Source organism: Azospira sp. (assembly GCF_030247495.1).
Lineage (GTDB): Bacteria > Pseudomonadota > Gammaproteobacteria > Burkholderiales > Rhodocyclaceae > Azospira > Azospira oryzae.
The window spans coordinates 102,098-114,772 of the sequence record NZ_JAOTRW010000010.1; the positions used below are offsets into that span (position 1 = coordinate 102,098).

Annotated in this window: 14 protein-coding genes; 9 read left to right on the forward strand and 5 right to left on the reverse strand. The window is 68.4% G+C overall.

Annotated features, from left to right (window positions below):
- Positions 1-27 precede the first annotated feature (27 nt).
- The gene (locus OEL49_RS15335; protein ID WP_014237389.1) at positions 28-990 is read right to left on the reverse strand and encodes a tRNA dihydrouridine synthase; all 963 of its coding nucleotides are present in this window, start codon (positions 988-990) and stop codon (positions 28-30) included.
- Positions 991-1,141: 151 nt separating this feature from the next.
- Between OEL49_RS15335 and upp the strand changes: the two genes are divergently transcribed.
- The 3 genes from upp to OEL49_RS15350 are packed head-to-tail and all read left to right on the forward strand — an operon-like array spanning position 1,142 to position 4,210.
- Complete coding sequence (upp, locus tag OEL49_RS15340; protein WP_014237388.1) at positions 1,142-1,768, forward strand: uracil phosphoribosyltransferase; 627 nt, start codon at positions 1,142-1,144, stop codon at positions 1,766-1,768.
- Between the two features lie 10 nt (positions 1,769-1,778).
- Positions 1,779-3,020 carry a uracil-xanthine permease family protein gene (locus OEL49_RS15345; RefSeq protein WP_014237387.1) on the forward strand — a complete coding sequence of 414 codons (1,242 nt, stop codon included), beginning with the start codon at positions 1,779-1,781 and terminating at the stop codon, positions 3,018-3,020.
- A 38-nt stretch (positions 3,021-3,058) separates the two neighbouring features.
- The gene (locus tag OEL49_RS15350; RefSeq protein WP_014237386.1) at positions 3,059-4,210 is read left to right on the forward strand and encodes an META domain-containing protein; all 1,152 of its coding nucleotides are present in this window, start codon (positions 3,059-3,061) and stop codon (positions 4,208-4,210) included.
- A gap of 97 nt (positions 4,211-4,307) precedes the next feature.
- Here OEL49_RS15350 and OEL49_RS15355 read toward each other — a convergent pair whose 3' ends face one another.
- A complete protein-coding gene (locus OEL49_RS15355) occupies positions 4,308-5,156 on the reverse strand; it encodes a 3-hydroxybutyryl-CoA dehydrogenase (RefSeq protein ID WP_014237385.1) in 849 nt (282 codons plus the stop codon).
- Between the two features lie 131 nt (positions 5,157-5,287).
- On the opposite strand from OEL49_RS15355, the gene OEL49_RS15360 reads away from it, so the two are divergent.
- The 5 genes from OEL49_RS15360 (at position 5,288) to OEL49_RS15380 (ending at position 8,763) form a co-directional block, all read left to right on the forward strand.
- Positions 5,288-6,415 carry an NAD(P)/FAD-dependent oxidoreductase gene (locus tag OEL49_RS15360; protein WP_287875500.1) on the forward strand — a complete coding sequence of 376 codons (1,128 nt, stop codon included), beginning with the start codon at positions 5,288-5,290 and terminating at the stop codon, positions 6,413-6,415.
- 57 nt (positions 6,416-6,472) lie between these two features.
- Positions 6,473-7,330: a UDP-2,3-diacylglucosamine diphosphatase gene (locus OEL49_RS15365; RefSeq protein ID WP_014237383.1), complete on the forward strand. Its 858-nt coding sequence runs from the start codon at positions 6,473-6,475 to the stop codon at positions 7,328-7,330.
- Between the two features lie 76 nt (positions 7,331-7,406).
- On the forward strand, positions 7,407-7,877 hold the full coding sequence (locus OEL49_RS15370) for a putative toxin-antitoxin system toxin component, PIN family (protein ID WP_014237382.1): 471 nt from the start codon (positions 7,407-7,409) through the stop codon (positions 7,875-7,877).
- Between the two features lie 90 nt (positions 7,878-7,967).
- Positions 7,968-8,207 carry a hypothetical protein gene (locus OEL49_RS15375; RefSeq protein WP_014237381.1) on the forward strand — a complete coding sequence of 80 codons (240 nt, stop codon included), beginning with the start codon at positions 7,968-7,970 and terminating at the stop codon, positions 8,205-8,207.
- A gap of 151 nt (positions 8,208-8,358) precedes the next feature.
- Positions 8,359-8,763: a YchJ family protein gene (locus OEL49_RS15380; protein WP_014237380.1), complete on the forward strand. Its 405-nt coding sequence runs from the start codon at positions 8,359-8,361 to the stop codon at positions 8,761-8,763.
- Between the two features lie 70 nt (positions 8,764-8,833).
- Here OEL49_RS15380 and OEL49_RS15385 read toward each other — a convergent pair whose 3' ends face one another.
- Genes OEL49_RS15385 through yaaA form a run of 3 tightly spaced genes read right to left on the reverse strand, consistent with a single transcriptional unit; the run spans position 8,834 to position 10,510 of the window.
- Positions 8,834-9,202: a hypothetical protein gene (locus OEL49_RS15385; protein WP_287875503.1), complete on the reverse strand. Its 369-nt coding sequence runs from the start codon at positions 9,200-9,202 to the stop codon at positions 8,834-8,836.
- A gap of 54 nt (positions 9,203-9,256) precedes the next feature.
- A complete protein-coding gene (locus OEL49_RS15390) occupies positions 9,257-9,730 on the reverse strand; it encodes an AtaL-like protein (RefSeq protein ID WP_014237378.1) in 474 nt (157 codons plus the stop codon).
- A gap of 3 nt (positions 9,731-9,733) precedes the next feature.
- A complete protein-coding gene (gene yaaA, locus OEL49_RS15395) occupies positions 9,734-10,510 on the reverse strand; it encodes a peroxide stress protein YaaA (RefSeq protein ID WP_287875505.1) in 777 nt (258 codons plus the stop codon).
- Positions 10,511-10,555: 45 nt separating this feature from the next.
- Here yaaA and OEL49_RS15400 point away from each other — a divergent pair, with 45 nt between their 5' ends.
- Positions 10,556-12,631, forward strand: a complete 2,076-nt coding sequence (locus OEL49_RS15400; RefSeq protein ID WP_287875507.1) for a site-specific recombinase — start codon at positions 10,556-10,558, stop codon at positions 12,629-12,631.
- The last annotated feature ends 44 nt before the right edge of the window (positions 12,632-12,675 follow it).

Below are 12,675 nucleotides of genomic sequence, written 5' to 3' on the forward strand. Positions count from 1 at the left end.
GCCCATGGCCGACGCCGGACCTCGGCCTCAGGCCACCGGCGCGGGCAGGATGCCGGCGGCAGCCAGGCCGGCCTCCACCGCGGCGCAGTCCCGGGCGGGGCGGATGCGCTGATACAAGGCTTCGGCCTCGGGCCAGGTCCGCCGCAGCAATCCCAGCCACAGCTTGATACGCCCCGGGCAATGCCGGGGTTCCAGTTTGGCGGTGACCCGCCGCCAGAAGTCGGCCAGGGCCGGCTCCACCACCGCCCAGGCCTCGGCCCCGGCAATCGCCTCCCCCTTGATGCGCCGCGCCAGCAGCGGATCGGCCACCGCGCCGCGGCCGAGCATGACATCGGCACAGCCCGAAACCTCCCGGATTCCCTTCCAGTCGGCCACGTTCCACACCTCGCCGTTGGCCACCACCGGCACCGCCACCGCTTCGGCGATGCGGGCGATCCAGTGCCAATGGGCCGGCGGCGTATAGCCCTCCTCCTTGGTCCGGGCATGCACCACCAGTTCGGCGGCGCCGCCCGTGGCCAGGGCCCGGGCGCAGTCCAGGGTGCGGGCCGTATCCTTCACCCCCAGACGCATCTTCGCCGTCAGCGGCACTTCCGGCGGCATGGCCCGGCGCACCGTGGCGACGATGGTATGCAGCAGTTCCGGATCGTTGAGCAGGATGGCGCCGCCGCCGTGGCGATTGACCATGGGTGCCGGACAGCCGAAGTTGAGGTCCACCGCCAGGGGGCCGAACTCTGCCGCCCGGGCGGCGTTCTCGGCCAGGCAGACAGGATCGGAACCGAGCAACTGGATCGCCACCGGCGTGCCGGCGCCGGTGCGGCCGGCGTTGTCCAGTTCCGGCGCCATGCGGCGGAAGGCGCGGGCGGGCAGGAGGGCATCGGTGACGCGGATGAATTCGGTGACGCACCAGTCGTAACCGCCGATGGCCGTCAGCGCCTCCCGCATCACGTCGTCTGCCAGGCCCTGCATGGGGGCCAGCGCCAGTCTTGCCATGTCGCTGATTTACCGGAAAAAAGAGGGCGTATTCTACCCAAGGCGCAGCCGCCCGGCGCAGGAAATGTCCGGAATCTCCGCGGCGCCACGCGCCAGGGACACGCCAATGGATTATCCTTGCGCGGTTTGCCCCCGTTTTTACGAGATCACCATGGCCGTCATCGAAGTCCAGCATCCCCTGGTCCAGCACAAAATCGGTCTCATGCGCGCCGCCGACATGAGCACCAAGAAATTCCGCGAACTCACCGCCGAACTGGCCCGCCTCCTCACCTACGAAACCTGTCGCGACTTCGAAGTGGAAAGCGTCACCATCGACGGCTGGGCCGGACCGGTGGAAGTGCAGCGCCTGAAGGGCAAGAAGGTCACCGTGGTGCCCATCCTGCGGGCCGGCCTGGGCATGCTGGACGGGGTCCTGGACCTCATTCCCAGCGCCAAGGTGAGCGTGGTGGGCATCGCCCGCAATGAGGAAACCCTCATGCCGGAACCTTATTTCGAGCGCTTCGTCGGCTCCCTGGACGAGCGTCTGGCCCTCATCATCGACCCCATGCTGGCCACCGGCGGCTCCCTCATCGCCACCATCGACATGTTGAAGCGCAAGGGCTGCGCCCACGTCCGCGCCATCTGCCTGGTGGCGGCGCCGGAAGGCATCGCCAAGCTGCAGGCCGCCCACCCCGACGTGGACGTCTATGTGGCGGCCATCGACAGCCACCTCAACGAGCACGGTTACATCATCCCGGGCCTGGGAGATGCGGGCGACAAGATTTTCGGTACCAAGTAAGGCGGCGACCATGACCCAGAAACCCGATCCGACCTGGCGTACCGCCCTTTCCGGCGCCCAGATTCTCTTCGTCGCCTTCGGCGCCACCGTGCTGGTGCCCCTGCTCACCGGCCTCAACCCCAGCCTGGCCCTGCTCGGCGCCGGCGTCGGCACCCTCATCTTCCAGATCTGCACCAAGCGCCAGGTGCCCATCTACCTGGGTTCCTCCTTCGCCTTCATCGCCCCGGTGATCTATTCGGTGCAGACCTGGGGCATGCCCGCCACCCTGGGCGCCCTGGCCTCCGCCTCCTTCTTCTACTACGTCGCCGCCGCCCTGGTGAAGTGGCGCGGCGTCGGCCTCATCCACCGCCTGCTGCCGCCGGTGGTGATCGGTCCCGTGGTCATGGTGATCGGCCTGGGCCTGGCCCAGGTGGCGGTGAACATGGCTACCGGCAAGGCCGGCGAGCAGCAGGTGGTGCCCTACGACACGGCCCTGGCGGTAGCCGCCATCGCCCTGGTGGCCACCATGCTCACCGCCATCCGCGCCAGGGGCCTGCTCAAGCTGGTGCCCATCCTGGTGGGCGTGGCCGTGGGCTATGTGGCCGCCTTCTTCTTCGGCATCGTCGATTTCACCAAGGTACATGAGGCCGCCTGGCTGGCCGTGCCCCAGTTCGGCAGCCCCGAGTTCAACCTGGCCGCCATCCTCTTCATGATTCCCGTGGCCATCGCCCCCATCGTCGAGCACGTCGGCGGCATCCTGGCGGTGGGCTCGGTGGTGGGCAAGGACTACACCCAATCCCCCGGCCTGCATCGCACCCTGCTGGGGGACGGCCTGGCGGTCAATGTGGTGGGCCTCTTCGGCGGCCCTCCGGTGACCACCTACGGCGAGGTCACGGGCGCCGTCATGCTGACCCGCAACTACAACCCGGTGATCATGACCTGGGCCGCCGGCTTTGCCATCCTCATGGCCTTCGTCGGCAAGTTCGGCGCCCTGCTGCAGACCATTCCCATGCCGGTCATGGGCGGCATCATGGTGCTGCTGTTCGGCTCCATCGCCGGCATCGGCCTGAAGACCCTGATGGATGCCCGCACCGACCTGATGAATCCGCGCAACCTGTGCATCGTCTCCGTCACCCTGGTCACCGGCATCGGCGGCCTGAGCGTCACCATCGGCAGTTTCAGCCTGCAGGGCATCAGCCTGTGCGGCGTGCTGGCGGTGCTGCTCAACCTGATCCTGCCCCAGGCGCCGGAAGGCACCGATCCGGCCATCTGATCCCTTACAACCGTCCTGCCATCCGCACAAGGAAAGCCATGGGTCATCCGTCAAAACCTGCCGTCCCGACCTCCTGCCGCCCCTTTCAGCCTCTGCGCCTCGTCCTCCTGGGGCTGGGCCTGGGTTGGGGCCTCGCCGCCCAGGCGGCGCCGCCGGCCCTGCCCGCCACCTACATCGGGGAAATGCCCTGCGCCAATTGTGTCGGCGTGGATTGGCAGCTGGACCTGGAGGCGGACCACAGCTTCCAGCTGAGCCAGGCCTACCGGGGCAAGGGCGTCACCGCCGCGGTGCGCCGCAACGGCCGCTGGAGCCTGGATGCCAAGGGCGACGTCCTGACCCTGGAAGCCCCCGGTAGCGACAGCACCCGCCTTTCCGTGCAAAACCCGGAACGCCTGCGTCTGCTTGACGGCGAGAGCCGCTCCATCGCCAGCCGTCACAACTACGAACTGGTGCGCTTGCCCCAGGCCCTGCCGGCCCGGGTCTCGGGCACCCTCACCGGCCTCTACAGCCGCCAGGGCAAGGAAGGCAGCATCCGCCTCTGCGCTCCGGGCTCGCCCCAGTTCCCCGTCGCCGCCGAAGCGGCCTACGGGGTCCTGGAGTCGGCGGCCGGCAAGCTCGGCCGGGAGGTGGGAGAAGCCCAGCTGGTGCGCTTCGCCGGCCACCTGGCAAGCCGTCGCGACGGCCAGGTCAAGGTGGTGGTGGACCGCTTCTACGGCGTCTGGCCCCAGGCCGGCTGCCCCGGCAGCGACGCCGTGGCAGCAGCCCGGCCGGCCGCCTCCCCGGCGACGGCCAAGGCAGGTGCCGGCGGCACCGCCAGCCCGGCGGCAGCATCGGCGCCCCTGCCCCTGGTCGGCACCACCTGGCGCCTGGTTCAGCTGGACGGCAAGCCCCTCAGCCGCCACCGGGGCAACCTGGCGCCCCACCTGCTGCTCCAGGCCGACGGCCGGGTCAGCGGCGCCGGCGGCTGCAACAGGATTCTCGGCAGCTACGAACTGAAGGGCCAGCGCATCGGCTTTTCCCAGATGGGCGGCACCCTGATGGCCTGCATGCACCACATGGACGAGGAGCAGGCCTTCCTCAACGCCCTGGGCTGGGCGCAAAGCTGGCAGATCAGCGACCGCCACCTGCTGCTGCGGGACGGCGACGGCAAGGCCATTGCCGTGTTCCAGGCCGGCAGCGTCGGCAAGTAAAAGCGGCAGGCAAAAGAAAAGGCGGCGGGGAGTCGAACTCCCCGCCGCCTTTTTTACGACCGCAGCCCGGCTGCGCTCAGGCCATGGCGACCGCGGCTCAGTAGGTGTAGAAGCCCTTGCCGGTCTTGCGGCCCAGGTAACCGGCTTCCACCATTTCCACCAGCAGGGGGGCGGGGCGGTACTTGGGGTCCTTGGTGCCTTCGAACAGCACCTGCATCACGGCCAGTTCCACATCCAGGCCGATCATGTCGCACAGGGCCAGGGGGCCGATGGGGTGGTTGCAGCCCAGCTTCATGGCGTCGTCGATGGCGGCCGCATCGGCCAGGCCTTCGCCCAGGGCGAAGATGGCTTCGTTGATCATGGGGCAGAGCAGGCGGTTCACCACGAAGCCCGGGCTGTTCTTCACTTCCACCGGAGTCTTGCCGACGGCCTTGGACAGGGTTTCCACGGCGGCGTAGGTGGCATCGGAGGTCTGCAGACCGCGGATCACTTCCACCAGGGCCATCATGGGCACCGGGTTGAAGAAGTGCATGCCGATGACCTGGGCGGGACGCTTGGTGGTGGCGGCCAGCTTGGTGATGGAGATGGAGGAGGTGTTGGAAGCGATGATGGCTTCCGGCTTGGCCAGCTCATCCAGCTGCTTGAAGATCTTGGTCTTCAGCTCGAAGTTCTCGGTGGCGGCCTCGATGATCAGGTCCACGCTCTTCAGGGCAGCCACGTCGATGGCGGTCTGGATCTTGGCCAGGGCGGCGGCCTTCTGCTCGGCCGTCATCTTTTCCTTCTTGATCAGGCGGTCCAGGCTGCCGGAGATGGTGGCCACGCCCTTCTGCACGGCGGCCTCGGAAATGTCGGTCAGGATGACGTCAAAGCCGGAGACGGCGAATGCCTGGGCGATGCCGTTGCCCATGGTGCCGGCGCCGACGATACCGATAGTCTTCAGTTCCATGTATTTCCCTCTGAATGCGTTGTGGGTAATTTCCATACTGTGACGTATGGCGAGCCGCTACTCTACCGCAGTGCACCGCAGCAATCCAGCCCTCGGCTAGAATCCGCCGATCCAGTGACAGGAAGCGGGCGATGACGGAACGGACGGGAGCAGTGGTGATCGGCGCCGGGGTGGTGGGCCTGGCCTGCGCCCGGGAACTGGCGCGGCGCGGCATCGACACGGTGATGGTGGAAAAGAACGCCGCTTTCGGCCAGGAGACCAGCGCCCGCAACAGCGAAGTCATCCACGCCGGCCTCTACTACCCGAGCGGCTCCCATAAGGCGGCCCTGTGCCTGCGGGGGCGGGAACTGCTCTACGCTTTCTGCCGCACCCACCAGGTGGCCCACCGGGCCTGCGGCAAGCTCATCGTCGCCACCTCGGCGGCCCAGGAAGCCGGCCTCGACGCCCTGCAGCGCCAGGGCGAGGCCAATGGTGTGACGGACCTGCGCCGTCTCGACGCCGCCCAGGCCCGGGTCCTGGAACCGGCCCTGCGCTGCAGCGCCGCCCTGCTCTCCCCCGCCACCGGCATCGTGGACAGCCACGGCTTCATGCTGGCCCTGCTGGGCGAAGCCGAAAGCGCCGGCGCCGTCCTGGCCCTGCGCAGCCCCTTTCGGGGAGCCCGGCGCCACGGCGGCCTCTGGCGGATCAGCATCGGCGGCGAAGCGCCCCTGGAACTGGACACGGCCATCCTAATCAACGCCGCCGGCCTGCACGCCACCCAGGTGGCGGCCGGCATCGAAGGGCTGGCCCCGGCGGCCATCCCCCCGGCCCATTACGCCAAGGGCAACTACTACTCCCTGGCCGGCCGCGCCCCCTTTTCCCGCCTGGTCTATCCCCTGCCCGAGCCCGGCGGCCTGGGCGTGCACCTGACCCTGGACCTGGGCGGCCAGGCCCGCTTCGGCCCGGATGTGGAATGGCTGGCGACCCGGGACCCGCAAGCCCTGGACTACCGGGTCGATCCCCGCCGTGCCGATGCCTTCTACGCCGAAGTACGGCGCTACTGGCCGCAGCTGGCCGACAACGCCCTGCAGCCGGCCTACAGCGGCGTGCGCCCGAAAATCAGCGGCCCCGGTGCGACGGCGGCGGACTTCTGCCTGCAGGGGCCGGAGCAGCACGGGCTGGCCGGCCTGATCAACCTGTTCGGCATCGAATCCCCGGGCCTCACCGCCTCCCTGGCCATCGCCGAAGCCGTCGCCGCCCAACTGCCCGGGCTTCACTGAAACGCCGCCGAAACGTCACAAGACCGTCATTTTCGGCCGGCACACTTGCGTCCAACCATGCCGCAAGTACGAGCCATCTTCATCTCCGACATCCACCTGGGCACCCGGGCGTGCCAGGCGGACCGCCTCCTCGATTTCCTGCGCGAACACCCCTCCGAATACCTGTACATGGTGGGCGACATCATCGACTTCTGGTCCATGAGCCGCGGCGTGTACTGGACCACGGCCCAGAACACGGTGGTGCAGAAGGTACTGCGCCGGGCCCGCCACGGCGACAAGGTGGTGCTGATCCCCGGCAACCACGACGAGGCCCTGCGGGAACACGACGGCACCGACTTCGGCGGCATCCAGGTACGCAATGAGCACATCCACACCACCGCCGCCGGCCAGCGCTTCCTGCTCATCCACGGCGACGAGTTCGACCAGGTGACCCGCTACCACCGCTGGGTCGCCGTCCTCGGCGACATGGCCTACAACACCCTGGTGCGCATCAACACCAGCCTCTCCTGGGTCCGGCGCCGGCTTGGCATGAGCGGCTACTGGTCCCTCGCCGGTTACGCCAAGCGCAAGGTCAAGACCGCCATCAACTTCATCTTCGACTTCGAGGACTCGGTGATCCGGGCGGTGCGGGAGCGGGGCCTGGACGGCGTCATCTGCGGCCACATCCACTGGGCCGCCCTGCGCCCCATGGACGGCGTCACCTACATCAACTGCGGCGACTGGGTGGATTCCTGCACCGCCATCGTCGAACACCTGGACGGCAGCCTGGAGCTGGTGGAATGGGGCAATGCCCGTCCCGCCCAGGCCCGCCAGCCGCTGCTCGACGGCTTGGAGGGCAAGCCGGAAGGCGCGCCGATAGTCGATCTCCCGGACCTGCCCCTGCCCGTGCCCGGCCTCACCCGCTCCGGCGAATAGGCAGGCTGGGACGGCCGTCGCCGGCGCCCCTCCGGTAGAATGTCGCCCTCCGCCGCTCTGGACCTGCCCCGCCGCCATGCCCGCCACCGATTCCCCGTCCGTGCCCCAACGCTGGGTGCTGGACACCAACGTGGTCCTCGACCTCTACATGTTCGAGGAACCCTCGGTGCAGCCCCTGGCCCGGGAACTGGCCGCCGGCCGGGCCGTGGCCCTGGCCAACGGCGCCACCCTGGACGAACTGGCCCGGGTGCTGGCCTATCCCCAGTTCAAGGTGGAGCCGGCGCGGCAGGCCGCCATTTACGCCGCCTACGCCGCCCTGGCCCAGCGCCAGCCGGACGACGTGACAGCGCCGCCCCTGCCCAAGTGCCGGGACCGGGACGACCAGAAGTTCATCGAACTGGCGGTTACCGCCGGCGCCCACTGGCTGCTCTCCAAGGACAAGCTGGTGCTCAAGCTGGCCCGCCGCCGCAGCGCCCTGGGCCAGTTGCAGATACTCACCCCCCAGGCCGCCCTGGCGCGCCTGGCGGCCCCGCCGGAAGCCGCCTAGGGACTGGCCTGCCGCCCGCCGGCGAAAATTCTCCTGGCCGCCGTCGCAAATAGGCCTATGATTTAAGTGTTATCTCGCAGGAGTCATCCCATGGTTCAGGCAGTCAGCAGTCAAAGCAGCTCCCTCCAGACCCAGCAGTTGCAGCAGACCCAGCAAACGGCCGAGACCCGCCAGGTCGAGCGCAAGGAGCAGGAAAGCAAGGCCGAGGATCGCCGGGAGCCGGTGGAAGAATCCACCAAGGTCAGCCTGGGGCAGCAAGGCCCGTCCGGCAGCGTCGCTCCCAGCCGGTCGCCGACCCAGATGTACGCCTCCGTCGCCGGCATGATGTAAGGCTTTGCGCCGCCGCCAGCGCTGCCGCCCATGGGCGGCAGTGTTGTTTCTGCCTTTTGCAGTTGGCACCATCAACCTTGCGCCTGACGCGGCAGCACTTGCCCTGCCGCTTTTTCATTCCGCCCACTCCGCCTTTCCCCGCCTGCTCCCCATGTCCAAGCCCGCTCCCGTTCGCACCTGTCCCTGCGGCTCCGGCCAGCCCTACGCCCGCTGTTGCGGCGTCTATCACGGCGGCCAGCCGGCAGGGACGCCGGAAGCCCTGATGCGCTCCCGCTACAGCGCCTACGCCCTGGGCCTGAGCGATTACCTGGTGGCCACCTGGGCGGCGGAAACCTGCCCGCCGGACCTGGACGCCCACACCCCGCCCCAGCCCAAGTGGCTGGAGCTGACGGTGCATGAGGCCAGCCAGGAAGGGGACCAGGACGGCTGCTGGGGCCGGGTCCGCTTCACCGCCCGGGGCAAGGACAACGGCCGCGCCTTCCGCATGGGCGAAACGAGCCGCTTCCAGCGCCGGGACGGCCGCTGGTTCTACGTGGATGGGGAAGTGACGCTCTAGGGCGGAACAAAAAGGCCCGGGAAACTTTCCCGGGCCTGGTGCGATTTCGTTGCCGCGGGAGGCTGCCGCCTCAGTAGCAGACCACCAGCTTGCCGTTGGGGCTGCGACAGTAGGTGACTCCGTCGGGACCGATGACGGAAGTGCCCTTGCCGTCCTTGTGGGGCTGGTAGTAGCGGTAGCTGGGGCTGCGCGGCGCCGTACGGGCGCCGGGAATCGTGGGCAACGGCTGCACCCCGGTGGTGGGAATGCCGGGCGTAGCGTTGCCCTGCTCGATCACCGTGCCCATCGGCGGCGCCTTCTTGTAGGGGTAGAGGGTCTGGCCGTCCCCCAGTTCGATGGATTGCTCCTTGGGCATCTGGTAGATCTGGGTGCTGTTCTGGGCCTGGGCGGCCGTGGCCAGCAGCCCCAGGACCAGGGCGGTGCAGATGCGTGTGTTCATGGCGCGCCTCCGTCGAAATAGGCTTGCGGGATGGATGAAATTCATGCCTTCAGTCTAGTGGGTGGCGCGGGCCATGGCCAGTTCCCGGATCACCGCCAGGGTGTCCAGGTCTGCCGCATGGTAGGCCGCCCGGATGTAATCCACGTAGGCGACGGCCTCCGGATCGTCCCCCGGCTCGGCGAAGGAAGTCTCGTAGGTGAAGCGCAGGAAGAGGCGCCCCGCCTCCGGCTCCTCGATGCGGATGGTGAGGCTGCCGCCAGCATGCTGGGCCGTGCGCCGGGTCTCGAAGCAGACCCACTCGGCCTCCACATAGCTGGCCCGGTCCCGCACCTCGGCGGCACCGAAGACCAGCAGGCGCTCCACCGCCCCCGCTTCCCGGGAGAGGATGCGGCATTCCACCATGCCGGGCAGGAAGGGCACCGAATCCTCCACCCGGGCCATGAGGCCGGCCCACAGGTGCTCCCGTTCCAGGGTGAAGGCCAGGGGATTGTCCGGATCGTTCACTTCCACCAGATGTTCGAAACGCATGCCTTAAGCCTCCACCCGGCGCCGGAAAATATAGGTATCCGCGTCGGAAATCTCGGGAACGAAGGCGTAGCCGTCCACATTGAAACCCTGCAGCCCTTCCGGCTGGGTCAGGCCGTGGCTGGCGGCATAGCGCACCATGAGGCCCCGCGCCCGCTTGGCGTAGAAGCTGATGATCTTGTAGCGGCCGCCCTTCCAGTCCTCGAAGACGCAATTGACGATGCGGGCCTTGAGGGCCTTGGGCCTGACCGCCTTGAAGTATTCCTCGGAAGCCAGGTTCACCAGCACTGCCGGCCCCGACTGGGGCATGGCGGCATTGAGGGCCTGGGTGATGTCCTCGCCCCAGAAGGCATAGAGGTCCTTGCCCGCGGCGTTGCTCAGCTTGGTGCCCATTTCCAGGCGGTAGGGCTGGATCAGGTCCAGGGGCCGCAGCAGGCCGTAGAGGCCGGAGAGGATGCGCAGATGCTGCTGACACCAGGCCAGGCCGGCAGGCGGCAGGGAGGCGGCATCCAGGCCCTCATAGACGTCGCCATTGAAGGCCAGCAGGGCCTGCTTGGCGTTGGCCGGGGTGAAGGGCGGCGCCCATTCGGCGTAGCGGGTGACGTTGAGCACGGCCAGGGCATCGGAGATGTCCATCAGCCGGGACAGGTCCGCCGGCGACAGTTCCCGCAGGCGCTGCACGAGGACGGCGGAACGCTCCAGGAAGTCGGGCTGGGTATATTCCGCCGTCACCGGCGGAGTGTCGAAATCCAGGCTCTTGGCCGGGGAGATGACGAAAATCATGGCAAAATCTTCTACCGGAAAGTCAAAAGGACGAATTAGAACATTATGACACGCTCCCTTTCCCCCCAGCCCCTGGAAACCCTGCTGCAGCGCCTCTGCGACCTGGCCGCCAACCCCGACGGCGACCTCCTTCCCCCCCTCATCGAACTGGTGGACGCCCTGCGTCCCGCCGACAGCGACGACACGGCGGCCGCCACCCAGGCCCTGCACGCCCTCTGCTACCTGCTGCAGACCCGCCCCGAGCTGCGGGACGGCCTGCGCCTGGCCCTGCTGCGCCTCTTCGCCGAGAAAAAGCAGGTCTCCCTCTATGTGGATGCCGGCGTCTTTCCCAACACCGGCTTCTTTTCCGAGACCGCCCGCCGCCTCTCCCGCACCCTGCTGCCCGACGTGGTGGCGCCCGAATACCTGAAGGACGTGCTCGGCCTGCTCTTCCCCGAGCCGGACGACGAGGTGTGGGTGGACGGCATCGCCGACGCCGAATGGCTGGCCCTGTTCACCCTGCTCGACCTGGGCCGCAGCAGCGTCCGCGGCGCCCCCATGGCGCCGGCCCTGGCCCAGCTGCTGGAAGGCCTGCTGGTCATTTCCTACCGCATCAGCGCCATCGGCCTGGAGCCGGAACTGCTGCGGGTGGAGCCGAGCATCGAGAACTTCGAGTCCCCCTTCCTGGCCCAGAACGCCGAGATGCTGCGCTTCCTCAAGCAGTTCGAGCAGTGGTGGCGGGAGCCGGAATTTGCGGCGGAGGACGACCGCCAGCTGCTGGTGCTGTTCGACCAGTGCCGCGGCATCGGCGACCGCATCCGCAACCGGGCCGCCCGGGAAGGCACCAGCCTCTCCCTCACCTTCCACCTGCAGCGGCTGCGCCAGCATCTGGAGCGGGCCGAGGCCCTCCTCGCCGTCCTGCGCCAGTTGCGCCAGGAACGTTGCCTGCAGGATGCCCTGCCGGCCCTGGTGACCCTGTTCAAGCAGCTGGTGCGGGCCGAGTGCCGCAAGAACGACCTGGGCACCTACTGGCGCCAGAACATGGAACTGCTGGCCCGCCGCGTCACCGAGAATGCGGGCCGCACCGGCGAGCACTACATCACCGAGAGCCGCAGCGAATACTTCGCCCTCCTGCGCTCGGCCCTGCTCGGCGGCTTCGTCATCGCCTTCATGGCCCTCATCAAGCTGGAACTGGCCAAGCTGCACCTGCCGCCCCTGACCGAGGCCCTGGCCTTCTGCCTCAACTACGGCCTGGGCTTCGTCCTCATCCACATCCTCCATGGCACCGTCGCCACCAAGCAGCCGGCCATGACCGCCAACGCCATCGCCGCCAGCATCGACGAGGCCACCGGCCCCGGCGGCAACGCCACACCGCGCAACCTGGACAACCTGGCCGGCCTGGTGGCCCGCACCTGCCGCAGCCAGATCGCCGCCATCATCGGCAACGTGGGCCTGGCCATTCCCATGGCCATGCTCATCGCCTTCGTCCTCGGCAGCATGGGCGGCACGCCCTTCATCGGACCGGAAAAGGCCCACCACCTGCTGGCCGACGTGCATCCCTGGCACAGCGGCGCCATCCTCTACGCCGGCGTGGCCGGGGTCTGCCTGTTCCTCGCCGGCCTCATCGCCGGCTATTACGACAACCTGGCCGCCTACAACCGCATCCCCCAGCGCCTGCTGCAGCTGGAATGGCCCCAGCGCCTGTTCGGCGAAGCCCGCATGCGACGGGTCGCCGCCTACGTGGAAAACAACCTGGGCGCCCTGGCCGGCAATTTCTTCTTCGGCTTCCTCCTCGGCGGCATGACCGCCATCGGCGTGCTCTTCGGCCTGCCGGTGGACATCCGCCACATCGCCTTCTCCTCCGCCTACCTGGGCTACGCCGCCGTCGCCCTGGACTTCGCCGCACCCTGGCAGGAACTGGCCCTGGCAGGCCTGGGAGTGGCCCTGGTGGGCACGGCCAATCTCGGCGTCAGCTTTGCCCTGGCGCTGTATGTGGCCCTCAAGGCGCGCCAGGTCTCCTTCGCCCAGGGGCGTCGCCTGATCGCCAGTCTGTTCGCCCGTTTCCGGCAGGCCCCCCGGGAATTCCTCATGCCGCCTCGTCCCCAGGACACAGAAGAATCCCGGGACCAGCCCGCGGGTTGATAGAATTACGGCTTCGCCCGCTTTGTTCCGGCACCTCGAGCAGT

What these genes read in the sequence shown, in the direction of transcription:
- OEL49_RS15335 (WP_014237389.1), bottom strand. Translation starts at nt 990, where the DNA reads ATGGCAAGACTGGCGCTGGCCCCCATGCAGGGCCTGGCAGACGACGTG.
- upp (WP_014237388.1), top strand. Translation starts at nt 1,142, where the DNA reads ATGGCCGTCATCGAAGTCCAGCATCCCCTGGTCCAGCACAAAATCGGT.
- OEL49_RS15345 (WP_014237387.1), top strand. Translation starts at nt 1,779, where the DNA reads ATGACCCAGAAACCCGATCCGACCTGGCGTACCGCCCTTTCCGGCGCC.
- OEL49_RS15350 (WP_014237386.1), top strand. Translation starts at nt 3,059, where the DNA reads ATGGGTCATCCGTCAAAACCTGCCGTCCCGACCTCCTGCCGCCCCTTT.
- OEL49_RS15355 (WP_014237385.1), bottom strand. Translation starts at nt 5,156, where the DNA reads ATGGAACTGAAGACTATCGGTATCGTCGGCGCCGGCACCATGGGCAAC.
- OEL49_RS15360 (WP_287875500.1), top strand. Translation starts at nt 5,288, where the DNA reads ATGACGGAACGGACGGGAGCAGTGGTGATCGGCGCCGGGGTGGTGGGC.
- OEL49_RS15365 (WP_014237383.1), top strand. Translation starts at nt 6,473, where the DNA reads ATGCCGCAAGTACGAGCCATCTTCATCTCCGACATCCACCTGGGCACC.
- OEL49_RS15370 (WP_014237382.1), top strand. Translation starts at nt 7,407, where the DNA reads ATGCCCGCCACCGATTCCCCGTCCGTGCCCCAACGCTGGGTGCTGGAC.
- OEL49_RS15375 (WP_014237381.1), top strand. Translation starts at nt 7,968, where the DNA reads ATGGTTCAGGCAGTCAGCAGTCAAAGCAGCTCCCTCCAGACCCAGCAG.
- OEL49_RS15380 (WP_014237380.1), top strand. Translation starts at nt 8,359, where the DNA reads ATGTCCAAGCCCGCTCCCGTTCGCACCTGTCCCTGCGGCTCCGGCCAG.
- OEL49_RS15385 (WP_287875503.1), bottom strand. Translation starts at nt 9,202, where the DNA reads ATGAACACACGCATCTGCACCGCCCTGGTCCTGGGGCTGCTGGCCACG.
- OEL49_RS15390 (WP_014237378.1), bottom strand. Translation starts at nt 9,730, where the DNA reads ATGCGTTTCGAACATCTGGTGGAAGTGAACGATCCGGACAATCCCCTG.
- yaaA (WP_287875505.1), bottom strand. Translation starts at nt 10,510, where the DNA reads ATGATTTTCGTCATCTCCCCGGCCAAGAGCCTGGATTTCGACACTCCG.
- OEL49_RS15400 (WP_287875507.1), top strand. Translation starts at nt 10,556, where the DNA reads ATGACACGCTCCCTTTCCCCCCAGCCCCTGGAAACCCTGCTGCAGCGC.